The sequence below is a fragment of the Silvania confinis genome (genome assembly GCF_025564085.1).
GTDB classification, from domain to species: Bacteria; Pseudomonadota; Gammaproteobacteria; order Enterobacterales; family Enterobacteriaceae; genus Enterobacter; species Enterobacter confinis.
This window is the reverse complement of sequence record NZ_JAMGZJ010000078.1, coordinates 702,271-725,474: the sequence shown is the minus strand read 5'-3', so window position 1 is coordinate 725,474 and position 23,204 is coordinate 702,271. Positions and strand designations below refer to the sequence as shown.

23 protein-coding genes and 1 other annotated feature are annotated in these 23,204 nt (G+C 56.9%); of the genes, 8 read left to right on the top strand and 15 right to left on the bottom strand.

Translation table 11 applies throughout. From position 1 onward, the window contains the following. Positions 1-2: 2 nt before the first annotated feature. Both M8013_RS21365 and ppsA read right to left on the bottom strand, forming a co-directional pair. Entirely contained in the window at positions 3-1,403 is a 1,401-nt protein-coding gene (locus M8013_RS21365; protein ID WP_271269764.1) for an MFS transporter, read from the bottom strand. A 238-nt stretch (positions 1,404-1,641) separates the two neighbouring features. Beyond that, entirely contained in the window at positions 1,642-4,020 is a 2,379-nt protein-coding gene (gene ppsA / locus M8013_RS21360) for a phosphoenolpyruvate synthase (RefSeq protein ID WP_271269763.1), read from the bottom strand. 338 nt (positions 4,021-4,358) lie between these two features. On the opposite strand from ppsA, the gene ppsR reads away from it, so the two are divergent. From ppsR to M8013_RS21320, 8 genes are all read left to right on the top strand, one after another. Continuing rightward, the gene (ppsR, locus tag M8013_RS21355) at positions 4,359-5,192 is read left to right on the top strand and encodes a posphoenolpyruvate synthetase regulatory kinase/phosphorylase PpsR (protein WP_271269762.1); all 834 of its coding nucleotides are present in this window, start codon (positions 4,359-4,361) and stop codon (positions 5,190-5,192) included. A gap of 151 nt (positions 5,193-5,343) precedes the next feature. Beyond that, a complete protein-coding gene (aroH, locus tag M8013_RS21350; protein WP_271270176.1) occupies positions 5,344-6,390 on the top strand; it encodes a 3-deoxy-7-phosphoheptulonate synthase AroH in 1,047 nt (348 codons plus the stop codon). Positions 6,391-6,566: 176 nt separating this feature from the next. Then, on the top strand, positions 6,567-6,803 hold the full coding sequence (gene hemP, locus M8013_RS21345) for a hemin uptake protein HemP (protein WP_271269761.1): 237 nt from the start codon (positions 6,567-6,569) through the stop codon (positions 6,801-6,803). Positions 6,804-6,875: 72 nt separating this feature from the next. Further along, entirely contained in the window at positions 6,876-8,861 is a 1,986-nt protein-coding gene (locus M8013_RS21340; RefSeq protein WP_271269760.1) for a TonB-dependent hemoglobin/transferrin/lactoferrin family receptor, read from the top strand. Positions 8,862-8,909: 48 nt separating this feature from the next. Continuing rightward, positions 8,910-9,938, top strand: a complete 1,029-nt coding sequence (gene chuS, locus M8013_RS21335; protein ID WP_271269759.1) for a hematinate-forming heme oxygenase ChuS — start codon at positions 8,910-8,912, stop codon at positions 9,936-9,938. Then, positions 9,935-10,756: a heme/hemin ABC transporter substrate-binding protein gene (locus tag M8013_RS21330; protein WP_271269758.1), complete on the top strand. Its 822-nt coding sequence runs from the start codon at positions 9,935-9,937 to the stop codon at positions 10,754-10,756. Before chuS ends, M8013_RS21330 begins: the two co-directional genes overlap by 4 nt. Next, positions 10,756-11,748, top strand: a complete 993-nt coding sequence (locus M8013_RS21325; protein WP_271269757.1) for a FecCD family ABC transporter permease — start codon at positions 10,756-10,758, stop codon at positions 11,746-11,748. Before M8013_RS21330 ends, M8013_RS21325 begins: the two co-directional genes overlap by 1 nt. Continuing rightward, complete coding sequence (locus tag M8013_RS21320; RefSeq protein ID WP_271269756.1) at positions 11,741-12,520, top strand: heme ABC transporter ATP-binding protein; 780 nt, start codon at positions 11,741-11,743, stop codon at positions 12,518-12,520. The genes M8013_RS21325 and M8013_RS21320 overlap by 8 nt, the downstream gene beginning before the upstream one ends. On the opposite strand, the gene selO is transcribed toward M8013_RS21320, so the two are convergent. The 13 genes from selO to infC all read right to left on the bottom strand — a co-directional run bounded on the left by selO (position 12,517) and on the right by infC (position 23,202). After that, positions 12,517-13,959, bottom strand: coding sequence for a protein adenylyltransferase SelO (gene selO, locus M8013_RS21315; protein WP_271269755.1), 1,443 nt, complete (start codon positions 13,957-13,959; stop codon positions 12,517-12,519). The genes M8013_RS21320 and selO overlap by 4 nt on opposite strands. A 61-nt stretch (positions 13,960-14,020) precedes the next feature. Continuing rightward, a complete protein-coding gene (locus M8013_RS21310) occupies positions 14,021-14,734 on the bottom strand; it encodes an EAL domain-containing protein (protein ID WP_271269754.1) in 714 nt (237 codons plus the stop codon). 291 nt (positions 14,735-15,025) lie between these two features. Next, positions 15,026-15,490 carry an NlpC/P60 family protein gene (locus tag M8013_RS21305; protein WP_271269753.1) on the bottom strand — a complete coding sequence of 155 codons (465 nt, stop codon included), beginning with the start codon at positions 15,488-15,490 and terminating at the stop codon, positions 15,026-15,028. 72 nt (positions 15,491-15,562) lie between these two features. After that, positions 15,563-16,318 (bottom strand): vitamin B12 ABC transporter ATP-binding protein BtuD, encoded by a 756-nt coding sequence (btuD, locus tag M8013_RS21300; RefSeq protein ID WP_271269752.1) that lies wholly within the window; start codon positions 16,316-16,318, stop codon positions 15,563-15,565. Beyond that, positions 16,318-16,869 carry a glutathione peroxidase gene (locus M8013_RS21295; protein WP_271269751.1) on the bottom strand — a complete coding sequence of 184 codons (552 nt, stop codon included), beginning with the start codon at positions 16,867-16,869 and terminating at the stop codon, positions 16,318-16,320. The genes btuD and M8013_RS21295 overlap by 1 nt, the downstream gene beginning before the upstream one ends. A 35-nt stretch (positions 16,870-16,904) precedes the next feature. Next, on the bottom strand, positions 16,905-17,885 hold the full coding sequence (gene btuC, locus M8013_RS21290) for a vitamin B12 ABC transporter permease BtuC (protein WP_271269750.1): 981 nt from the start codon (positions 17,883-17,885) through the stop codon (positions 16,905-16,907). 101 nt (positions 17,886-17,986) lie between these two features. After that, on the bottom strand, positions 17,987-18,286 hold the full coding sequence (gene ihfA, locus M8013_RS21285; protein WP_006820203.1) for an integration host factor subunit alpha: 300 nt from the start codon (positions 18,284-18,286) through the stop codon (positions 17,987-17,989). 4 nt (positions 18,287-18,290) lie between these two features. Beyond that, positions 18,291-20,678, bottom strand: a complete 2,388-nt coding sequence (gene pheT / locus M8013_RS21280; RefSeq protein WP_271269749.1) for a phenylalanine--tRNA ligase subunit beta — start codon at positions 20,676-20,678, stop codon at positions 18,291-18,293. Positions 20,679-20,693: 15 nt separating this feature from the next. After that, complete coding sequence (gene pheS, locus M8013_RS21275) at positions 20,694-21,677, bottom strand: phenylalanine--tRNA ligase subunit alpha (RefSeq protein WP_039029074.1); 984 nt, start codon at positions 21,675-21,677, stop codon at positions 20,694-20,696. Between the two features lie 40 nt (positions 21,678-21,717). Then, positions 21,718-21,841: a sequence feature (Phe leader region), on the bottom strand. Beyond that, on the bottom strand, positions 21,792-21,836 hold the full coding sequence (pheM, locus tag M8013_RS21270) for a pheST operon leader peptide PheM (protein WP_001386830.1): 45 nt from the start codon (positions 21,834-21,836) through the stop codon (positions 21,792-21,794). It overlaps the preceding feature by 45 nt. A gap of 116 nt (positions 21,842-21,957) precedes the next feature. Further along, positions 21,958-22,314, bottom strand: coding sequence for a 50S ribosomal protein L20 (gene rplT / locus M8013_RS21265; RefSeq protein WP_012017122.1), 357 nt, complete (start codon positions 22,312-22,314; stop codon positions 21,958-21,960). 51 nt (positions 22,315-22,365) lie between these two features. Further along, positions 22,366-22,563, bottom strand: a complete 198-nt coding sequence (rpmI, locus tag M8013_RS21260) for a 50S ribosomal protein L35 (RefSeq protein WP_003030583.1) — start codon at positions 22,561-22,563, stop codon at positions 22,366-22,368. A 96-nt stretch (positions 22,564-22,659) separates the two neighbouring features. Continuing rightward, complete coding sequence (infC, locus tag M8013_RS21255) at positions 22,660-23,202, bottom strand: translation initiation factor IF-3 (RefSeq protein ID WP_106993634.1); 543 nt, start codon at positions 23,200-23,202, stop codon at positions 22,660-22,662. Positions 23,203-23,204: the final 2 nt, after the last annotated feature.

Sequence of the window (23,204 nt, the reverse complement as noted above, 5' to 3'; positions counted from 1 at the left end):
AGTTACTCCTGAGTGGCAGAATGAATGGCCGGGTTGAGCATTCCGGCATCGGTACGGGTTTCGCGTTTGCTGGCAAGCTCACGCGCAATGGCATCCACCCGTTGGCTGTTGAGCGTGTAGCGAGAGAGCAGCGCTACCATGGCGATAAACAGCACGCAGGGAATGAGGGTAAACAGCGCATTGATGGTCGAGAGCACCGCAGGTGCCTGAGTCTCGAGGCCGGGGACGTAATCCATCATTCCCAGCACCCAGCCCACCACCGCGCCGCCCAGCGCCAGACCAAACTTGATGGCAAACAGCGCAGTGGAGAACACCAACCCATCCAGCCGACGGCCACTGCGATGTTCTTCGTAATCGACCACGTCCGAGAACATGGTCCACTGCAGCGGCGTGGTCAGGTTTTGAATAAAGCTAAAAATAATGTTCAGGCCCATAATCAGCCATACCTGTGAAGGGGAAATGAAGAAAATCAGCGCGCCAAATATTACGAACGAAATAATGGTCCACTGATAGGCACGAACGCGGTCAAATTTCCCCAGTAGCCGTTCGGATAATAACGCCCCCGTTAATGAGGCCACCATTCCCGAGACAATAAACGCAAATACCAGCTCAGGACGCAGCAGAACATATTTCACGTAATACATCGTTGCCGACCCACGTGTCACTACCGCGGTTAACAGCAAAATATTGAACAGGAAAACAATCCGCCACTGGCTGTTACCGCCCAGCAGTTTTAAATCTGACAGCATCGAGCCGGAGGTGTCATTGCGCGGCGAATAACGTTCGCGGGTCATAAAGAAACAGCAGAAGAATAAAACAATCCCCAGTAATCCCATCAGACTCATGGCATAGAAGTAACCTTTCTGTACGTTGCCCTGGCCCAAATGCGAGACCAGCGGCAGGGCGATGACCGTGACGATCAGCCCGCCAATAAACGACAGGCCAAAGCGCCAGGACTGCAGGGAGTGACGCTCACGCGGGTCGAGCGTCAGGGCACCGGGCATCGCGCAGTACGGCACGTTAATGGCAGAGTAGATCAGGCTTAACAGGGTATAGGTCACGCAGGCATACAGGATTTTTGCCGTCGGTCCAACCTCGGGCACGTAGAAGGTGATCAGGCAGCTGGCACCAAACGGAATGGCAAACCACAGCAGCCAGGGGCGAAAGCGACCGTGGCGCGTTTGGGTGCGTTCGACCAGCGCGCCAATGCAGGGATCAACAAAGGCATCCACTATTCGTACGACTAAAAACATGGTGCCCATAATGGCTGCCGGTAGGCCAAAAACATCGGTATAAAAGTAAGCTAAAAATAATGTTGCCGTCTGCCAGACCAGCGCGCTGGCCATATCACCTAAGCCGTAGCCTATTTTATCTTTGGTACGCAAAACAGAGGAGAGTGTCATTTTAATGAGCCTTTTTGTCAGGTTAAAATGTATTTCAACCAGATGCGCACGCTGTAGGGTAATGCGCAGTGAAGGCTCAAGTATTAGCAATGCTTTGCAGGCTAACAATTGTCTAAATGCACAGACAAATTATGATATTTGGTTTTTTATCTTATATGTGATGGGGTGCAAATAAGCGTGCGGAAATAAAAAAAGGTGAGGATATTATCCTCACCTTTTATGCGATGTGACCGCCAAATTACTTGTTCAGTTCAGCCAGACTCAGCCAGGTTTGCACCACGGTGTCCGGGTTCAGGGACAGGCTATCAATCCCCTCTTCCATCAGCCAGGCGGCAAAGTCTTCATGATCCGACGGACCCTGACCACAAATGCCGACGTACTTGCCCTGCTTCTTCGCCGCGCGGATGGACATCGACAGCAGCGCTTTGACCGCCTCGTTACGTTCATCAAACAGCGCAGAGACTACGCCGGAGTCACGATCCAGACCCAGCGCCAGCTGCGTCATGTCGTTGGAGCCGATCGAGAAGCCGTCGAAGTGTTCGAGGAACTGCTCTGCCAGCAGGGCGTTGGACGGGATCTCGCACATCATAATGATTTTGAGCCCGTTCTCGCCGCGCTTCAGACCCTGACGCGCCAGCTCTTCCACCACCGCCTTCGCCTGATCGACGGTACGCACGAACGGCACCATGATCTCGACGTTGGTCAGCCCCATCTCGTTACGCACGTATTTCACCGCGTCGCACTCCAGCGCAAAGCAGTCGCGGAAGCTGTCGGAGACGTAACGACCGGCCCCGCGGAAGCCGAGCATTGGGTTCTCTTCTTCCGGCTCGTAGCGTTTGCCGCCCACCAGGTTGGCGTATTCGTTGGATTTGAAGTCGGACAGACGCACGATCACCCGTTTCGGGTAGAACGCCGCTCCGAGGGTGGCAATCCCCTCGCTCAGACGACCCACATAGAACGCTTTCGGCGAGTCGTAGCCCTTCATCATCTCGCGGATTTCTTTCTGCAGCTTTGGATCCTGGTCGTCAAACTCCAGCAGCGCACGCGGGTGAACCCCGATCATGCGGTTGATGATGAACTCCAGGCGCGCCAGGCCGACCCCTTCGTTTGGCAGACAGGCAAAGTCAAATGCCCGGTCCGGGTTGCCGACGTTCATCATGATCTTCAGCGGCAGATCCGGCATAGTATCGACGCTGGAGCTTTTCACGCTAAAGTCCAGCAGCTCGGCGTAAACGTAGCCGGTGTCGCCTTCGGCGCAGGAGACGGTGACGTTCTCATCGTCCTTCATGCGCTCGGTGGCGTCGCCGCAGCCGACTACTGCCGGAATACCCAGCTCACGGGCGATAATCGCCGCGTGACAGGTACGCCCGCCACGGTTGGTGACAATCGCCGCGGCCTTTTTCATGATCGGTTCCCAGTCCGGGTCGGTCATGTCGGTGACCAGCACGTCGCCCGGCTGGATGCGGTTCATCTCGCTGATGTCGTGGATCACTTTCACCGGGCCCGCGCCGATGCGGTGACCGATAGCGCGGCCCTCGGCGATAATATTGCCCTGCGCATGCAGCGTATAACGCTCCATCACCTGGCCGCGCGAGCGCACGGTTTCCGGGCGCGCCTGCACAATAAACAGTTTGCCGGTGTTGCCGTCTTTCGCCCACTCGATATCCATCGGGCGGCCGTAGTGTTTTTCAATCTGCACTGCCTGCTTCGCCAGCTCCTGCACTTCGGCATCGGTCAACGAGAAGCGGTCGCACTGCTCCTGCGGCACATCCTCAATGCGAACCTGCTTGCCGTGCTCCTGCGACGGAGCGTAAATCATGCGGATCTTTTTCGATCCCATGGTGCGACGCACGATGGCCGGACGATCCGCAGCCAGCGTCGGTTTGTGTACGTAGAACTCGTCCGGGTTGACCGCGCCCTGCACCACCATCTCGCCCAGACCCCAGGCAGAAGTGATAAAGACCACCTGATCGAAACCCGATTCAGTATCAATAGAGAACATCACGCCTGAGGAAGCCAGATCCGAACGCACCATGCGCTGCACGCCCGCCGACAGCGCGACGCCGCGGTGGTCGTAACCCTGATGCACGCGATAGGAGATGGCGCGGTCATTAAACAGGGAGGCAAAAACATGTTTGACCGCCACCAGCACGGCATCATAGCCCTGCACGTTGAGGAAGGTCTCCTGCTGGCCGGCAAACGAGGCGTCCGGCATATCTTCGGCGGTGGCGGAGGAGCGCACGGCGAAAGAGGCCTGGGCATCATCAGCGGAGAGCTGGTTATAGGCGTCGTGAATAGCGTGTTCCAGTTCAGGCTGGAAAGGTGTATCGATGATCCACTGGCGGATCTGTGCCCCGGCTTTCGCAAGCTCAGAAACATCATCAATGTCCGTGTGATCCAGTAGTTCGTAAATGCGCTGGTTTACGCCGCTTTGGTCTAAAAAGTCGTTAAACGCATCGGCGGAGGTGGCAAATCCATTCGGTACGGAGACACCCATACTGGACAGATTGGTAATCATTTCACCCAGGGAGGCATTTTTGCCTCCAACTCTGTCTACATCATTCATGCCGAGTTGGTTATACCAAAGCACCAGCGGTGACGAGCCATTGTTGGACATCGAAACAATCCTTTTATGATATATGAACGGGTTTTAAGAAACTCCTTACTGCGTATTTATACTGGCATATTTATCCGCGCTAAAAAAACGGTGAATCGTGTAAGCACTTTTATTTTTTAGCTTTTAAGACAGTTCCCGCTTAAATCATAACCTGATGATTAATATAGATTCCCACAAAAAATATCAGACTTTAAGGTGATTTTTAAAAATGAAACACCCCTTTCATTAAAAATAAAAATACTGTTTCACTTTTAATTTCCGCACCCCGTTGGCTGTTGTATTTTACTTTTTTAATTTATGCTTTCAGGCAATTACCGCTGATAGATAAGGTGCGCAAAATGGATAATGCTGTCGATCGCCACGTTTTTTATATTTCCGATGGTACGGCGATCACCGCCGAAGTGCTGGGCCACGCGGTGATGTCGCAATTCCCGGTCGCCATCAACAGCATCACCCTGCCGTTTGTCGAAAACGAAAGCCGCGCCAGAGCGGTTAAAGATCAAATCGATGCCCTCTTCCAGCAAACCGGCGAGCGCCCGCTGGTATTTTATTCGATTGTAATCCCGGAAATACGCACCATCATTTTGCAGAGCGAAGGCTTTTGTCAGGACATCGTGCAGGCGCTGGTGGCTCCGCTGCAGCAGGAACTGAAGCTGGAACCGACCCCGGTAGCCCACCGCACCCATGGCCTGAACCCGGCAAATATCATCAAGTACGACGCGCGTATCGCCGCGATTGACTACACCCTTGCCCATGATGACGGCATTTCGATGCGTAATCTCGACCAGGCGCAGGTGATTTTGCTCGGCGTCTCGCGCTGCGGCAAAACCCCCACCAGCCTCTATCTGGCCCTGCAGTTTGGTATCCGTGCCGCCAACTACCCCTTTATTGCCGACGACATGGATAACCTGGTGCTTCCCGCCGCGCTGAAACCGCTGCAGCACAAGCTGTTTGGCCTGACCATTAACCCGGAAAGGCTGGCGGCGATCCGTGAAGAGCGCCGGGAGAACAGCCGCTACGCGTCGATGCGCCAGTGTCGCCTTGAGGTGGCGGAAGTCGAAGCCCTGTACCGGAAAAACAATATTCCGTGGCTGAACAGCACCAACTATTCCGTAGAAGAAATCGCCACCAAGATCCTTGATATCATGGGCCTTAACCGCCGCATGTACTAACAGACTAGTACGAAAGTTCACGTTCAGGTATACTCCCACCCCATGCCAGGGCAGTGATGCCCTGCACTTGAAATCAGCGGGGATTGGTTTAAGGTGATGCCCATCACTTCCCGGTAAGTTACCGATGAAGCACTACATTCTGAGAAATACCATGAACAAAACCGATGAACTGCGCACGGCGCGTATCGATAGCCTGGTGACGCCAGCCGAACTGGCCCAACGGCATCCCGTCTGTGCGGCAGTGGCAGAAAATGTGACAACGTCACGCAAACGTATTGAAAAAATCCTGAATGGCGAAGATCGTCGCCTGCTGGTCATTGTTGGCCCTTGCTCTATTCACGACCTTGATGCGGCGATGGATTATGCCCAGCGCCTGAAAGGGCTGCGCGACAAGCACGCCGCGCGGCTGGAAATCGTGATGCGCACCTACTTTGAAAAACCGCGCACCGTGGTGGGCTGGAAAGGCCTGATTTCTGACCCCGATCTGAACGGCAGTTACCGCGTTAACCACGGCATTGAGCTGGCCCGCAAGCTGCTGCTGCAGGTGAACGCGCTGGGCGTCCCGACCGCCACCGAATTCCTCGATATGGTGACCGGACAGTTTATCGCCGATCTGATCAGCTGGGGCGCCATTGGCGCACGCACCACCGAAAGCCAGATCCACCGGGAAATGGCCTCGGCGCTCTCTTGCCCGGTCGGCTTTAAAAACGGCACCGACGGCAACACGCGCATTGCGGTGGATGCCATTCGTGCCGCCCGCGCCAGCCATATGTTCCTCTCCCCGGATAAAACCGGCCAGATGACCATCTATCAGACCAGCGGCAACCCGTACGGCCATATCATTATGCGCGGCGGCAAGCAGCCGAACTATCACCCGCAGGATATCGCTGAAGCCTGCGACACCCTGCGCGAGTTCGACCTGCCCGAACAGCTGGTGATAGATTTCAGCCACGGCAACTGCCAGAAACAGCATCGTCGCCAGCTGGACGTCTGCGATGAGGTTTGCCAGCAGATCCGCAACGGCTCCACCGCCATTGCCGGGATAATGGCAGAAAGCTTCTTGCGGGAAGGCACGCAAAAAGTGGTGGTTGGTCAGCCGATCACCTACGGCCAGTCGATTACCGACCCTTGCCTGAGCTGGGAAGACACCGAACTGCTGCTGGAAAAACTCGCCTCGGCGGTAGACGCCCGTTTCTAAATCCTCTACCCGGTGGCGCTTCGCTTACCGGGCTACGGTGACTGACCGCCCGCCCCGGTACTTTTTGCCGGGGCGCATCTCACCTAACCCGCTGCTTTTCCCCTCTTTTATTCGAAATTTGATCCTTTGACTGTTTTTACATAAAAAAACTTGCCGTTAAAATCGATTTGTTGATAATGATTATCATTGTTACATTGATAATTATTTTGAAAAACATTATGTCACGTATGGATAACATCGCCGCAACGCTTCCTCATCCAGAAAAGACCACACAGCCAGTACCCGTCGCGACCGATCGCCGCATCAACAGCAAAGAGCTGTTGGGCAACGAAGGGCGCGTCATTATCGAGCATGACGGTCAGCACTATCTGCTGCGCCAGACACATGCCGGAAAATTGATCCTCACAAAATAAGCACCTCGCCAGCCACCCAGGTAATCCCCAGGCAGCCAGCGCTTTTCACTTTTTTTTAATGGAGAGTGGCTAATGCCATACCTGAATACCGCGTCTTTACGCCCGTCGCTGTTGGCGCTGGCGATCCTCAGTGCCCTGCCGGGTGCCGCTGTTGCGGCTTCCGAAGAGATGACCGTTACCGCCACCGGCAACGCCCGCAGCGCCTTTGAAGCGCCGATGATGGTGAGCGTCATTGACGCCACCGCCCCGGAAAATCAAACCGCCAGCTCCGCCGCCGATCTGCTGCGCCACGTTCCGGGCCTGACGCTCGACGGCACCGGCCGCACCAACGGCCAGGATGTAAATCTGCGCGGCTACGATCGTCGCGGCGTGCTGGTGCTGGTGGATGGCGTTCGTCAGGGCACCGATACCGGGCACCTGAACAGCACCTTCCTCGACCCGGCGCTGATCAAACGCATCGAGATTGTGCGCGGTCCGTCTGCTCTGCTGTACGGCAGCGGTGCGATGGGCGGGGTGATCGCCTATGACACTGCCGATGCCAAAGATCTGCTGCAGCCTGGCCAGGACAGCGGATTCCGCGTGTTCAGCACCGCCGCCACCGGCGATCACAGCCTCGGGATGGGTGCCAGCGCCTTTGGCCGCACCGATACCCTCGACGGACTGGTCGCCTGGTCCAGCCGCGATCGCGGCGATATCCGCCAGGGCGGCGGCGGGACGGCACCGAATGACGAGTCGATCAACAACATGCTGGCCAAAGGTAGCTGGCAGCTGGACAGCGCCCAGTCCCTGAACGGCTCGCTGCGCTATTACAACAACGCCGCGCAGGAGCCGAAAAACCCGCAGACCATTGACGCGGATGACGCCTCTAACCCGATGACCGACCGCTCTACCATTCAGCGCGATGCGCAACTGGGCTATCACATCGCCCCGGAAGGTAACGACTGGCTGAATGCCGATGCGAAAGTCTACTGGTCAGAAGCGCGCATTAATGCCCAGAACGTCGATGGCTCCGGCGAATTCCGTCAGCAGACCACCAAAGGCGCGAAGGTCGAAAACCGCACCCGCCTGTTTGCCGACTCCTTTGCTTCACACCTGCTGACCTACGGCGGCGAGTATTACCGTCAGGAGCAAGAACCGGCTGGCGCCACCACCGGCTTCCCGGATGCCAACATCGATTTCAGCTCCGGCTGGATCCAGGATGAGATTACCCTGCGCGATCTGCCGATCACCCTGCTCGGCGGCACCCGCTACGATAACTACAGCGGCAGCAGCGACGGCTATGACGATGTGGATGCCGATAAATGGTCCTCCCGCGCCGGGATCACCGTAACCCCGGCCGAGTGGCTGATGCTGTTCGGATCCTACGCGCAGGCGTTCCGCGCGCCGACAATGGGCGAAATGTACAACGACGCCAAACACTTCTCGATTGGCCGCTTCTACACTAACTACTGGGTGCCGAACCCGAATCTGCGTCCGGAAACCAACGAAACCCAGGAGTACGGCTTTGGCCTGCGCTTCGACGATCTGATGCTGGCTAATGACGCGCTGGAGTTCAAAGCCAGCTACTTTGATACCAACGCCAAAGATTACATCTCCACCACCGTCGATTTCGCCGCCGCTACCACCATGTCGTACAACGTACCGAACGCCAAAATCTGGGGCTGGGACGTGATGGCGAAATACTCCGCCAGCCTGTTCAGCCTCGACGTGGCCTATAACCGCACCCGTGGCAAAGATACCGACACCGGGGAGTACATCTCCAGCATCAGCCCGGATACCGTCTCCAGCAAGCTGGACATCCCGGTGGCGCAGAGCGGCTTTAACGTCGGCTGGATCGGCACCTTCGCCGATCGTTCAACCCACGTGAGCAGCGGCACCAGCAAACAGCCTGGCTACGCGGTGAATGATTTCTACGTTAGCTATCAGGGCCAGCAGGCGCTGAAGGGCGTCACCACCACCCTGGTGCTGGGTAATGCCTTCGACAAAGAGTACTGGTCGCCGCAGGGCATCCCGCAGGACGGTCGCAACGGCAAGATTTTCGTCAGTTATCAGTGGTAATTACCCTGCCCCGGTTCTTCCGGGGCTTTTATCTGGAAGGAAGAGACAATGAATCACTACACACGCTGGCTTGAGCTGAAAGAAGAGAATCCGGGCAAATACGCGCGCGATATCGCCGGTCTGATGAACATCAGCGAAGCCGAGCTGAGCTGGGCGCGCGTGGGCCACGATGCCGCGCGCCTGCACGGCGAGATCCGCGAGATCATCGGCGCACTGGAAGCCGTTGGCGAAACCAAATGCATCTGCCGCAACGAATACGCGGTGCATGAGCAGGTCGGGACGTTCACCCATCAACACCTTAACGGCCACGCCGGGCTGGTGCTGAACCCGCGCGCGCTGGATCTGCGCCTGTTCCTCAATCAATGGGCGAGCGTGTTTACGATCCGAGAAACCAGCGCCCGTGGCGTACGTCAGAGCATTCAGTTCTTCGACCATCAGGGCGATGCGCTGCTGAAGGTGTACACCACCGACAATACCGACCTGTCCGCCTGGGGCGAAGTACTGGCCCGCTTTACCGTCGCTGATAACGCGCCACTGGAGCACAAAGCCGCCGATGCTGCAGTGAATGTTGCCAATGCAGACGCCGCAGCGGTCGACAGCGAGTGGCGCGCAATGACCGACGTGCACCAGTTCTTCGGCTTACTGAAACGCCACAGCCTGACGCGCCAGCAGGCGTTCCGTCTGGTGGGTGATGATCTCGCCTGTCAGGTCGATAACAGCGCCCTGGCCCAGCTGCTGGCGACTGCCCGTCAGGATGCTAACGAAATCATGATCTTCGTCGGCAACCGCGGCTGCGTGCAGATCTTCACCGGCACCATTGAGAAAGTGGTACCGATGAAAGGCTGGCTGAACATCTTCAACCCGGCATTTACCCTGCACCTGCTGGAAGAGACCATCGCCGAGACCTGGGTAACGCGTAAGCCGACCGCCGATGGCCACGTGACCAGCCTCGAGCTGTTTGCCGCCGACGGCACCCAAATCGCCCAGCTGTACGGTCAGCGTACCGAAGGCGAACCCGAACAAAACCAGTGGCGGGCGCAGATTGATGCCCTGACGGTAAAAGGGCTGGCCGCATGAGAAAACTGCTGGTTCTGATTGCCGCGCTCCCGCTGGCGGCCTTTGCCGCCAGCCAACAGAAGATCGTCACCCTGGGGGGCGACGTGACTGAGATTGTCTACGCGCTGGGGGCGGAAACGTCGCTGGTAGCGCGTGACAGCACCAGCCAGTGGCCCGCGCAGGCCGTTTCGCTGCCGGACGTGGGCTACCTGCGCCAGCTGAATGCCGAGGGGATCCTCGCGATGCGCCCGACGCTGGTGTTAGCCAGCGCCCAGGCGCAGCCCTCGCTGGCGCTGAAGCAGGTCGGCCAGAGTCAGGTCAACGTGGTGACAGTTCCGGCCAGCAACACCCTGAGCGTGATTGACGAGAAGGTTCGCGTCGTGGCGCAAGCCACGCACCGGGAAACCGAAGGTGAAGCCCTGCGCAGCAGCCTGCGTCAACAGCTGGCCGCCCTGCCCACAACGTCGCTTAATAAGCGGGTGCTGTTTATCCTCAACCACGGCGGAATGACCGCGATGGCGGCAGGTCAGGACACCGGCGCTGATGCGGCGATCCGCGCGGCGGGTTTACACAATGCGATGCAGGGATTCTCCCGCTATCAGCCGCTGTCCCAGGAAGGGGTGATCGCCAGCCAGCCGGATCTGGTGCTGATTTCTAAGGACGGGGTTAAAGCCCTGGGCGGGGAAGCCAATCTGTGGAAGCTGCCAGGTCTGGCGCAAACCCCGGCGGGTCGCAATAAACAGGTGCTGCAGATTGACGACATGGCGCTGCTCGGCTTTAGCGTGCGCACGCCGGAGGCCATTGGCCAACTGCGCGCCCGGGCGGAGCAGTTGCCCTGATGCCCCGGCGTATCCACTGCTCACTGTGGGGGCTGGCGGTATTGCTGTCGCTGATGACCCTGCTGGCCACCGGTTTTGGCGCGTTGCGTCTGCCTGTGAGCCTGCTGTGGAACAGCAGTGACGAGGCGCTGCGCCAGATCTGGTTCACCATTCGCCTGCCGCGCGTGCTGCTGGCGCTGGTGATAGGCGCGTCGCTGGCGCTGGCGGGCTGCGTGATGCAGGGGCTGTTTCGCAATCCGCTGGCCGACCCCGGCTTGCTGGGGATCAGCAGCGGCGCGGCCTGCGCCGTCGCCCTGTGGGTGGTGCTGCCAATCACCCTGCCTGCGCTTCTGATGCTGTACGCCCCAATGCTGGCGGCCTTTCTCGGCGCGCTGGCGGCCACCGTGGTGATTTTCCTGCTCAGCCAGCAGCGCGATAGCTCGTTGTCGCGCCTGCTGCTGGTGGGGATCGCCATCAATGCCCTGTGCGGTGCGGCGGTTGGCGTGCTGTCGTGGGTGAGTAACGATGCCCAACTGCGTCAGCTTTCGCTGTGGGGAATGGGCAGCCTCGGCCAGGCCCAGTGGTCCACGCTGCTGGCGGTCGCCTCGCTGATGATCCCGACGGTGTTCATTATCTGGCGGCTGGCGGCGGCGCTGAACCTGCTGCAGCTTGGCGAGGAAGAGGCGCACTATCTGGGCGTGGATGTGCGGATCGTCCAGCGCATTTTGCTGTTGTGCAGCGCTCTGCTGGTGGCCGCCGCGGTGGCAGTCAGCGGGGTGATTGGTTTTATCGGGCTGGTGGTGCCGCACCTGATGCGCATGTGGCTGGGCTCGGATCACCGGGCGGTGATCCCCGGCTCGGTGCTTGCAGGGGCGTTTCTGCTGCTGATTGCCGACACCGCCGCGCGCACGCTGGTGGCCCCGGCGGAGATGCCGGTCGGCCTGCTGACCAGCATTCTCGGCGCGCCGTGGTTCCTGTGGCTCATTTTCCGCCGTGGAGGTCAGCATGGCTGAACCCTTTCTTGCCGAAGAATTGACTTACAACGTGGCCGGTCGGGCGGTACTGCGCGACGTATCGCTCTCGCTTGCCCAGGGTGAACTGGTGGCGCTGATCGGCCCCAACGGTGCGGGGAAATCCACCCTGCTGCGCCTGCTGACCGGCTATCTTAAACCGGACGCCGGGCGCTGTTGGCTGGGCGGAAAAACGCTGAATGCCTGGAATACGCAGGCCCTGTCGCGACAGCGTGCGGTGATGCGCCAGCACGCCCAGCTGGGATTTGACTGGCCGGTGGAAGCGGTGATCGGGATGGGGCGTTCACCCTGGACGCAACAGCCCGAGCCGCAGATTGTCCGCGAAGTCATGCACATTACCGGCTGTCTGCCGCTTGCCGGACGGCAATACGCGGCGCTGTCGGGCGGGGAACAGCAGCGAGTGCAGCTGGCCCGCGCGCTGGCGCAGCTGTGGAGCGACGGTACGCCGCGCGGCTGGCTGTTTCTGGATGAGCCGACCTCGGCGCTGGATCTCTACCATCAGCAGCATCTGCTGCGCCTGCTGAAAGCGTTAACCGCTCAGGGAAACTTGCACGTCTGCGTGGTGCTGCACGATCTTAATCTTGCCGCATTATGGGCCGACCGGATCGTGCTGCTGCACGCGGGCCAAATTGTCTCGCAGGGGGCGCCACAAACGGTGCTGCAGGCCGATGACCTTGCACGCTGGTATGGCGCTCAGGTTCACGTTGGCCAGCATCCGCTGAACGCCACCCCGCAGGTTTTTCTCGCCCCTTAGCTCGAGCAACTCACTTCCAGCCGCTTACCCCAGTCGGGTGGGCGGCAGACATAGTCATCATCGCGATCGACAAACGGCGTGCGCAACGCTTCATGTAAGCGGTGCAGCTCGGCGTAATCGCCTTTTTCAGCCTGATCGATGGCCCGCTGGGCCAGCCAGTTGCGCAATACCATCGCCGGGTTGACCGCATTCATCTGCGCCTGACGCACGTCATCGGCCACGTTCTCCTGCGCCAGACGCGCGCGGTAACTGGCAAACCAGTCATCAAAGGCCTGACGGTCGATAAACTCATCGCGCAACGGCGAGGCGGCACTGTGCTGCTCGGTCTGTCCCAGCATGCGGAAGGTGCGGGTAAAGTCGCTGCCTTCCCGCGCCATCAGCGCAAACAGGGCATTAAGGATGTCGTTATCGCCCTTCTCCTGCGTCATCAGCCCCAGCTTGCGGCGCATCAGCTTGCCGAACTGCTGCAACAGCACTTCCTGATAGCTGTCCAGCGCGTCGTTCAGTGCCTCAACGTCGATAAACGGCGACAGCGACTGCGCCAGACGCTGTAGATTCCACAGGCCAACAGAAGGCTGATTATCAAAGCTGTAACGACCCTGATAGTCAGAGTGGTTGCAGATAAAGCCCGGCTGGTAGTCATCGAGAAAGCCATAAGGGCCGTAGTCGATGGTCAGGCCGAGGATCGACATGTTATCGGTGTTCATTACCCCGTGGGCAAAGCCGACAGTTTGCCAGCAGGCCATCAACGAGGCGGTACGCGCGACCACGTCACGGAACCAGAGCAGATATTTATCGGCGTCGTCTTTGAACTGCGGCCAGTGATGGTTAATCACAAAATCTGCCAGCTGGCGGACTTTGTCCGGCTCGCGGCGATAATAAAAGTGTTCGAAATGGCCGAAGCGGACGTGGCTTTGCGCAATGCGCATCAGCATCGCGCCCTGCTCCATGGTTTCGCGCGCCACCATTGTGTCGCTGGTGACAATCGACAGCGCGCGCGAGGTCGGGATCCCGAGTGCATGCATCGCTTCCGAGGCCAGGCTTTCACGGATCGTCGAGCGCAGCACCGCGCGCCCGTCACCCATCCGTGAGTAAGGCGTTAGGCCTGCGCCTTTCAGGTGCCAGTCGACGGTCTGCCCGTTGGCGAGTTGCTGCTCACCGAGCAGGATGCCGCGCCCGTCGCCGAGCTGCCCGGCCCAGACGCCAAACTGATGCCCGCTATAAACCTGCGCCAGCGGCTGCATCCCCGGCAGTAATGTTTCGCCTCCCCAGACGCCCGCGCCCTGCTCAGGCGTAAACAGTGCGGCGGGAACGGCAAGTTCTTCGGCCAGCGACGCGTTATGCCAGACAAGGCGAGCGTTGCTCAATGGCGTAGGGTTCAGTGCGGTATAAAAGCCCGGCAGTTCATCGTGCCAGCGTGCGGTAAAAGACAGGGTCATAGGTCCTCCTGCCTTTAGTGTAGTGGGTTTAGCGAGGGTTAAACACCGGGTATTACAAGGGTTATCCCTGTACCAGGCTGGTAATTTTGTCGACGGTTACCGGGGGCCAGAGATTTCCCTGCATTGCGCTGAACTGATAAGGGGATAAGCGCTGCAAGATGCTGGCATCATCTACGCCGCCCACCATCACCGCCTGACAATAGGGTGTGACCTGGCTGACGATCGCCCGTAAAAAGGGATCAAAAGTATTATCGGTCAAATGCTGCTGGATGAAGTTTTTATCCAGCGCCACCCGATTAAACAGGCCATTGAAAATGGCTTTGGTCGAGGCATCACCGGCACCAAAATTGGCGAGCACCAGCGGAAAGCGCAGCGCGAAGTTCATCAGCACCGTATTCATATTGCCTTTATTCAGATCGGGATAATTCTCATTTATCGAAAACTCCAGCCACGGGTAACGCTCACATATTGAAACACCCTTCCCATCCATTATTAGATACTCAACAATGGCTGGCGAAATATTTATCCACGCATTAAGTTGTTGCTGAATAAAAAACAGTTTGCAGGTCTCGAGTAAGGCCAGCTTTTCGTGAAACAGCGCCAACTCTTGCACGGGCGACAGATACGCCAGCACCAGTTCCGTCGGAATACGCACCCGAGAGTGGACACCGACAAAGTTGACGACTATTTCAATACCTTTAAGTACCCCTGAATCATGGCGCGCAGGGAGGAATAAAAGTTCCGATTGATAAGCATTATCCAGCGTGACAATCATGGTGTCCGCCCCACATTAAAGACAATACAAAACATCCTGAAACTTAAGCGAGAGCAATTTAGCGTTATGACGTGTAATAAGAATGATTTCATTCGTTCCATTTGAATATCGGATTTTCCTTAGTCCCGAAAATAATCTTATCCTGGATATCTATTAATAGCCAGTTTTCCCTCCCCCACCAAAAAGAGCGTCTGATTAATTCATCCGCTAATAATTACATTGAAAGTATAGCCCGGAATGCGCGGATTTAACTGTTAACGGAAGGTGCCGCGCCGAACGGCGCGACAAGGGTTAGATGCGTCTGGCCTGCCAGAAGTTTTTACGCCAGTAAACATTATCGAGTGAAGATCGCATTACGCCCCGACTGGTAGAGGCGTGAATAAATTGATTGTCGGTATCGTAAATACCCACATGCAGGCCACTTTCTCCGGATCCGGTTTTGAAAAACACCAGGTCGCCGGGCAGGAGATCGTCTTTGTTAATTTCAGTGCCGATATTCGCCTGCTGACGGGTTTCGCGCGGCAGCTGCAAGGCAAAGCGATCGCGGAAGGTCATCAGCACAAAGCCCGAACAGTCGACTCCGCGGCGGCTCATACCCCCGTAGCGATACGGCGTCCCGCCCCAGTTATGCAACTGATCGTTGAGGCTGGCTATCACCGCAATAGAATCGGACAGCCGCGCGTTGGGCGGTGGGGCACGGTGGCTACTGCATCCTGCAAGCAATAGCGCGATCAGCAAAAGAAAACAGTATCGCATTTCAGACGAAACCCCTGGTTTTTATCGATTTCCGTAATTTAGCCTGTGTCTGTGCCGCTTCGCAACTGTCGATTATTCCTGGGACGTCGAGATGATCATTCTGTGACCTTCTATATCCAGACGTCGGAACGACATATCATAAGCACGGGCCAGATTCGGCGGCGTCAGCACGCTGTCGCGCGCACCGCTGGCAATCAGTTGACCGCGCTTCAGCAGCCAGACGCGGTGCGCATGGCGTAGGGTATGGTTCAGATCGTGGCTGCTCATCACAATGGCAATCCCCTGACGCGCCAGTGCGCTGAGCACCCTGTCGAGGGCAACCTGTTGGGCGACATCGAGGCTGTTCATCGGCTCATCCAGTAACAACAGCTGACCATGCGGGTTGCCGCCAGGATGGATCTGCAAAATGACGGCCGCGAGGCGCACGCGCTGCCATTCACCCCCGGAGAGCTGGCTGGTGTGGCGCGACAGCTTGTCCTCGACGCCCAGCGCCGCAGCGACTTCGCTCAACAGCGCTTTTTGCTGACTGTCGTACTGATGCAGCGTCAGATAGTGCCAGACGGGCATGGCGAACGGCGGGGTTTGCTGCTGGGCCAGATAGGCCCGACGGCAGGCCAGCGAAGCGGAGGTCCAGGCCGCCAGCGGTTGGCCGTGAAACACGACCTCCCCTTCGCCGACAGTTAACCCCGCCATCCGGGCCAGCAGCGTGCTTTTTCCGGCACCGTTCGGCCCGACGAGGTGCAGGATCTCCCCCGCATTGACCTGGCCGGTAAGCGGCTGCAGACGCCCGGGTTCCGTTACCCCATCGAGCTGCATCAGCATCGACATTATTTCGCGAGTGCCAGCTTGATAGCTTCCATCAGGATCGGATCCTCAGGGGTCATATCCGGCGCAAAACGCTGGACCACTTCACCGTCACGGCCAATCAGGAATTTTTCGAAATTCCATAAAATGTCATCAGGATAGAGCGGCGCACGGCCTTTACTCGCCAGACGCTCATAAAAACCGCTGCTTTCAGGGGCGACGGCTACCGGTGCGGCGGCAATCAATTTTTGATACAGCGGATGACGCGCGTCGCCATTGACCTCGACTTTGCTGAACATCGGGAAGGTGATGCCATAGGTGGTGCTGCAGAAAGTTTTGATCTCCTCTTCGCTACCTGGCTCCTGGCCGAGAAACTGGTTGCACGGGAAACCGAGTACGGTAAAACCGTCCTTTTCCCATGCTTTGTGGATGTTTTCGAGCTGCTCGTACTGCGGCGTCAGGCCGCATTTCGAGGCCACGTTCACCACCAGCAGAACCTGGCCTTTATAGCCTTCCAGGGTGGTTTTTTCTCCATCAATGGTCGTCACTTCGGTGTTCAGAATATCGTTCGGCATAGCTTTCCCTCAGGTTGTAGATCAGATTGGCTGCACTAACGTCCGGCTTTTAAGAGTAGCCAGATAAACACAGGCGCGCCCAGCGTGGCCGTCACAACGCCAATTGGCAGTTCAGCGGCAGTCAGCGCCAGGCGCGCAATAATATCGGCAATCAGCAGCGTCGCGCCGCCTGTCACCGCCGCAGCGGGTAACAGCAGCCGATGATCGGTGATCCCGCACAAACGCAGCATGTGGGGGATAATAAGGCCGATAAAACTAATCGCCCCGGCCAATGCGACGCTCACCCCTACCATCCAGCCGATGGCGATCACCAGCGTATTACGCCAGAACGCCAGCGGCAATCCCAGCTGACGGGCGGATATCTCACCCAACACCAGGATATTGAGCGGTGAGGACTGGAAACAGGCCCAGACGATGGCCGGGACCAGCAGCAGCATCAGCCAGCCCTGCCCCCAGTCCACGCCGCCAAAACCGCCCATCATCCAGTACATCAGCTGGCGCAGATCGAATGAGGTGGAGAAATAGACCGCCCAGGTCATCAGGGCGCTACAGATGATCCCCAGCGCCACCCCGGCAAGGAGCAGGCGGCTGGAGGAGAGATGACGGCGGGCGAAACGCAGCAGGATAACCGTGATGAAGAGTGCCCCGGCGATAGCGCAGAGGCTTAATCCCCAGCCTGAAAGTGCGCCGCCGCCCAGCATTACAGCGGCGATGAGCCCCACTCCGGCACCGTTCGATACCCCTAACAGCCCGGGTTCCGCCAGCGGGTTATCGAACAGGGCCTGCATGATTGTCCCGCTCAGGGCCAGCGCAGCCCCCACCAGCACCACGGCCAGGGTGCGCGGCAAACGGATTTGCCAGATGAATAGCTTACCCTGCGGGCCAAACCACGCCTCGGGACCGATCCATTGTTCACCGGCGCAGAGGCTGAACCCCAGCGCAAGCACCAGCGCAACCAGCAGCAATAGCACCTTACGCAGGTCGGAACGGTATTGCTGGCGGGCAAATTCGGGCATGTGAGTCATTTTGCGGATGAATGATGTAATTGATTTTACGGTGGGTTTACGGGAGCGCAAAGAAAAAAGGCCGCATCAGCGGCCTTTTTAGTTAGATAGTATCACTCTGCTTTGGGTGAAGCATTTTCGACACGGCTTTTTAACTTCTGGCCGGGTCTGAAGGTCACCACGCGGCGAGCTGTAATGGGAATATCCTCACCCGTTTTAGGGTTGCGGCCCGGACGTTGATTCTTGTCGCGCAAATCAAAGTTACCAAAGCCGGAGAGTTTTACCTGCTCACCGTTTTCCAGAGCGCGACGGATCTCTTCGAAAAACAGCTCAACCAGCTCTTTGGCATCCCGTTTGCTAAGCCCAAGCTTATCAAACAGATATTCGGACATTTCAGCTTTTGTAAGCGCCATAGGTTCAATCCCTCAATGATGCCTGGAATCGCTCTTTTAATGCCTCTACACATTTGGCGACGGTAGCGGCAATCTCCTCTTCTTCGAGTGTACGGCTGGTATCCTGAAGGATAAGGCTGATAGCCAGGCTCTTAAAGCCCTCTGCTACGCCCTTGCCGCGGTACACGTCAAATAAGTTTACGCCAACTACCTGATTTACGCCAACTTTCTTACATTCGGCCAAAACATCTGCGGCAGGCACGTTTTCGGCCACCACAACAGCGATATCACGACGGTTTGCAGGGAAGCGAGAAACCTCCTGAGCCTGAGGAATGACGCGGTCTGCGACCTTGTTCCACTCCAGCTCAAACGCCAGCGTACGGCCGTTCAGGTCGAGTTTACGCTCCAGTTCAGGGTGGACAACGCCAATGAAACCAACGCGTTCACCGTGCAGATAAATCGCCGCACTTTGCCCCGGATGCAGGGCTGGAATGGCCTCAGCACGGAACTCAATTTCAGACAATTTACCGGTCAGTTCGAGAACAGACTCGAGGTCGCCTTTCAAATCGTAAAAATCGACACTGTTTTTAATCAGATCCCAGTGCTCTTCATAGCGGTTGCCGCACATTGCGCCCGCCAGCATCAGGTCCTGACGAATGCCCAGATTGGCCTGAGTATCCGGGACAAAGCGCAGGCCGGTCTCGAAGATACGCACGCGGTTCTGCTGGCGATTCTGGTTATAGACGATAGTGCTGAGCAAACCGGTCAGCAGCGACAGGCGCATTGCGGACATTTCGCTGGAAATCGGGCTTGGCAGGATCAACGCTTCCTGGCCTGGGTGGATCAGTTGCTGCACTTTCGGATCAACGAAACTGTAGGTGATCACTTCCTGGAAGCCTTTGTCGTTAAGCAGGGTTTTCACACGCTTCAGCGAGAGATCCGCTTCGCGGTGTGAACCCATCACCAGACCGGCCTGCACCGGCTCATCAGGGATGTTGTTGTAGCCGTATACGCGGGCCACTTCTTCGACCAGATCTTCTTCGATCGAGATATCGAAACGCCAGCTTGGCGCAACGGCTGTCCACTGGTCCTGACCGTCGGTCACTTCGCAGCCCAGACGACGCAGAATATCGCTCACCTGCGCATCGGCAATGTGATGGCCAATCAGGCGGTCCAGCTTGCTGCGACGCAGGGTGATGGTTGCACATTTCGGCAGATGTTCAACGCTGGTGACATCAATAACCGGACCGGCTTCGCCACCGCAGATATCGATCAGCAGGCGCGTTGCACGCTCCATCGCGTTGTGCTGCAGCGCAGGATCCACGCCGCGCTCGTAGCGGTGGGAGGCATCGGTATGCAGGCCATGACGGCGCGCGCGACCGGTGATGGACAGCGGGCTGAAGAATGCACACTCCAGCAGCACGTTTTGTGTTTCATCATTGACGCCAGAGTGGTCGCCGCCAAAGATGCCGCCCATCGCCAGCGCTTTGCCGTGATCGGCAATCACCAGCGTATCGGCATTCAGCTTCGCTTCGCTACCGTCCAGCAGTACCAGCGTTTCGCCCTCTTTCGCCATGCGCACCACGATCCCGCCTTCGATTCGATCTTTATCGAACGCGTGCATCGGCTGACCCAGCTCCAGCAGAACGTAGTTGGTCACGTCAACCACCGCATCGATTGAACGGATGCCGCAGCGACGCAGCTTCTCTTTCATCCACAGTGGTGTAGGGGCTTTAACGTTGATCCCTTTCACTACGCGACCGAGGTAGCGTGGGCAGGCATCAGCGGCATCAACCTGGATTGGCAGGGTGTCGTTGATGGTAGCGGCAACCGGGGTAATCTCCGGTGCGTTCAGTTCGGTCTGGTTCAGCACCGCCACATCACGAGCAACGCCGATAATCCCTAAGCAGTCGGCACGGTTCGGCGTCACGCTGATTTCGATGGTGTTGTCATCGAGTTTCAGGTATTCGCGGATGTCGGTACCGATTGGCGCATCAGCCGGCAGCTCAATGATGCCGTTATGATCGTCGGAAATACCCAGCTCAGAGAAAGAGCACAGCATCCCTTCCGACGGCTCACCACGCAGTTTTGCCGCTTTGATTTTGAAATCGCCCGGCAGCACTGCGCCGACGGTGGCTACGGCCACTTTCAAGCCCTGGCGGCAGTTTGGCGCGCCGCAGACGATATCCAGCAGGCGTTCGCCACCGACGTTAATTTTGGTCACCCGCAGTTTGTCTGCGTTCGGGTGCTGACCGCACTCCACCACTTCGCCCACCACCACGCCGTTGAAGGCGCCGGCAACAGGATCAACGCCGTCGACTTCCAGGCCAGCCATGGTGATCTGGTTAGAGAGTGCCTCGCTATCAAGCGCGGTGTTCACCCATTCGCGTAACCACAGTTCACTGAATTTCATTGTTCTGTCCTGCCCTTATTTAAACTGTTTGAGGAAACGCAGATCGTTTTCGAAGAAAGCGCGTAAATCGGTCACGCCATAGCGCAGCATGGTCAGACGCTCCATGCCCATACCAAACGCGAAGCCGGAGTACACTTCCGGGTCGATGCCGACGTTGCGCAGCACGTTCGGGTGAACCATGCCGCAGCCCAGCACTTCCAGCCACTTGCCGTTTTTACCCATTACGTCAACTTCTGCAGACGGTTCGGTGAACGGGAAGTAGGACGGACGGAAACGGATCTGCAAATCTTCTTCAAAGAAGTTGCTCAGGAAGTCGTGCAGGGTGCCTTTCAGATTGGTAAAGCTGATGTTTTTATCAACAATCAGGCCTTCCATCTGATGGAACATTGGGGTGTGAGTCTGGTCGTAATCGTTACGGTAGACGCGGCCCGGCGCAATGATGCGGATCGGCGGCTGCTTTTCTTTCATGGTGCGGATCTGCACGCCCGACGTCTGGGTACGCAACAGGCGGGTCGCGTCAAACCAGAAGGTGTCGTGGTCGGCGCGCGCCGGGTGGTGGCCAGGAATGTTCAGGGCATCAAAGTTATGGTAGTCATCTTCGATTTCCGGCCCCGTCGCAACGGTAAAGCCCAGTTCACCAAAGAAGCTTTCAATACGGTCAATGGTGCGCGTTACCGGATGCAGACCGCCGTTTTCAATGCGGCGGCCCGGCAGGGAGACATCGATGGTTTCTGCGGCAAGACGGGCATTCAGCGCGGCGCTTTCCAGCGCATTTTTACGCTCATTAAGTACTTGCTGAACCTGTTCTTTGGCTTCGTTAATTACCGCACCTGCGGCTGGACGCTCTTCTGGCGGCAGCTCACGCAGGGTAGTCATTTGCAGGGTCAAATGCCCTTTCTTGCCCAGATATTCGACGCGGACGTTGTCTAACGCGGCAACATCTGAGGCCTGATTAATGGCAGCCGTTGCACTGGCAACCAGCTCTGCGAGATGTGACATGGTTTTCCTCGTTATGTAGCGATATTTACACGCGGCAGATACAAAAAAAGCCTCCATCAGGAGGCTTTCTGGCGCTGTTTTCCGTTTCGTCTTTCACGCGCTAGCCTCCTGAAATCAGGTGCTAAAGTAAAAGAAGAAGCGGAAAATAGCAGCATTCATGCTTGCGTTACCTTGTGCGGTAAGGGACGTAAGACCTTATTGAAAAGGCTCGCCGTGAAATTGTCAATCTATTGATACAGTTAAAACGAAAAGAGGGAGCAGAGCTCCCTCTTTAACTGGCTTATGCCAGAGCTGCTTTCGCTTTTTCGACCAGCGCGGTGAACGCTAACTTGTCGAATACTGCGATGTCAGCCAGGATCTTACGGTCGATTTCAACAGAGGCTTTTTTCAGGCCGTTGATGAATTTGCTGTAAGAAATACCGTTCTGACGTGCTGCTGCGTTGATACGCGCAATCCACAGTTGACGGAACTGACGCTTACGTTGACGACGGTCACGGTAAGCGTACTGACCAGCTTTGATAACTGCCTGGAAGGCAACGCGGTATACGCGTGAACGCGCACCGTAGTAGCCTTTGGCTTGTTTCAAAATTTTCTTGTGACGTGCGCGGGCAACTACACCACGTTTTACGCGAGCCATATGTGCTCTCCTGTATCTATTCTAATTAAAAAGTTAAAAAACGTTAACGACTTATGCGTACGGAAGGCACGCGATTACCAGACCCAGATCGCCTTTAGAAACAAGGCCTTTTGGACGCAGGTGACGTTTACGCTTAGTAGATTTTTTGGTCAGAATATGACGCAGGTTTGCGTGCTTACGCTTAAATCCACCACCACCGGTTTTTTTGAAGCGCTTAGCAGCACCGCGTACGGTCTTAATTTTTGGCATCTTAATAACTTCCACTTCGCATTGTTAATAAACGAAACATAGGCGAACAAAACCTGTGAAGCCTGTAGGCTCCACAGGAATTGCTACTTGAAGGCCTTACTGTTTCTTCTTAGGTGCGAGCACCATGATCATCTGACGGCCTTCGATCTTCGTAGGGAAGGATTCGACTACTGCCAGTTCACTCAGATCGTCACGGACGCGATTAAGCACTTCCATACCGATCTGTTGGTGGGCCATCTCACGACCGCGGAAACGCAGTGTGATCTTGGCCTTATCGCCCTCTTCCAGAAAGCGTATCAGGCTGCGGAGTTTTACCTGATAATCGCCATCGTCGGTACCAGGACGGAATTTGATTTCCTTAACCTGGATAACTTTTTGCTTCTTCTTCTGTTCCTTAGAAGATTTACTCTTTTCATAAAGGAACTTGCCGTAGTCCATGATACGACAAACTGGCGGTTCGGCGTTAGGGCTGATTTCAACTAAATCTACTCCAGCTTCTTCAGCTTTTTCGATAGCTTCTCTCAGACTCACAATACCCAGTGGCTCACCTTCCAGATCTGTTAAGCGAACTTCCTGGGCGCGAATCTCGCCATTGATACGATTCGGACGTGCCGTTTGAACTCGTTTTCCGCCTTTAATAC

Coding starts and splice junctions, on each gene's coding strand:
- M8013_RS21365 (WP_271269764.1), bottom strand. CDS start 1,403: ATGACACTCTCCTCTGTTTTGCGTACCAAAGATAAAATAGGCTACGGC.
- ppsA (WP_271269763.1), bottom strand. CDS start 4,020: ATGTCCAACAATGGCTCGTCACCGCTGGTGCTTTGGTATAACCAACTC.
- ppsR (WP_271269762.1), top strand. CDS start 4,359: ATGGATAATGCTGTCGATCGCCACGTTTTTTATATTTCCGATGGTACG.
- aroH (WP_271270176.1), top strand. CDS start 5,344: ATGAACAAAACCGATGAACTGCGCACGGCGCGTATCGATAGCCTGGTG.
- hemP (WP_271269761.1), top strand. CDS start 6,567: ATGATTATCATTGTTACATTGATAATTATTTTGAAAAACATTATGTCA.
- M8013_RS21340 (WP_271269760.1), top strand. CDS start 6,876: ATGCCATACCTGAATACCGCGTCTTTACGCCCGTCGCTGTTGGCGCTG.
- chuS (WP_271269759.1), top strand. CDS start 8,910: ATGAATCACTACACACGCTGGCTTGAGCTGAAAGAAGAGAATCCGGGC.
- M8013_RS21330 (WP_271269758.1), top strand. CDS start 9,935: ATGAGAAAACTGCTGGTTCTGATTGCCGCGCTCCCGCTGGCGGCCTTT.
- M8013_RS21325 (WP_271269757.1), top strand. CDS start 10,756: ATGCCCCGGCGTATCCACTGCTCACTGTGGGGGCTGGCGGTATTGCTG.
- M8013_RS21320 (WP_271269756.1), top strand. CDS start 11,741: ATGGCTGAACCCTTTCTTGCCGAAGAATTGACTTACAACGTGGCCGGT.
- selO (WP_271269755.1), bottom strand. CDS start 13,959: ATGACCCTGTCTTTTACCGCACGCTGGCACGATGAACTGCCGGGCTTT.
- M8013_RS21310 (WP_271269754.1), bottom strand. CDS start 14,734: ATGATTGTCACGCTGGATAATGCTTATCAATCGGAACTTTTATTCCTC.
- M8013_RS21305 (WP_271269753.1), bottom strand. CDS start 15,490: ATGCGATACTGTTTTCTTTTGCTGATCGCGCTATTGCTTGCAGGATGC.
- btuD (WP_271269752.1), bottom strand. CDS start 16,318: ATGTCGATGCTGATGCAGCTCGATGGGGTAACGGAACCCGGGCGTCTG.
- M8013_RS21295 (WP_271269751.1), bottom strand. CDS start 16,869: ATGCCGAACGATATTCTGAACACCGAAGTGACGACCATTGATGGAGAA.
- btuC (WP_271269750.1), bottom strand. CDS start 17,885: ATGCCCGAATTTGCCCGCCAGCAATACCGTTCCGACCTGCGTAAGGTG.
- ihfA (WP_006820203.1), bottom strand. CDS start 18,286: ATGGCGCTTACAAAAGCTGAAATGTCCGAATATCTGTTTGATAAGCTT.
- pheT (WP_271269749.1), bottom strand. CDS start 20,678: ATGAAATTCAGTGAACTGTGGTTACGCGAATGGGTGAACACCGCGCTT.
- pheS (WP_039029074.1), bottom strand. CDS start 21,677: ATGTCACATCTCGCAGAGCTGGTTGCCAGTGCAACGGCTGCCATTAAT.
- rplT (WP_012017122.1), bottom strand. CDS start 22,314: ATGGCTCGCGTAAAACGTGGTGTAGTTGCCCGCGCACGTCACAAGAAA.
- rpmI (WP_003030583.1), bottom strand. CDS start 22,563: ATGCCAAAAATTAAGACCGTACGCGGTGCTGCTAAGCGCTTCAAAAAA.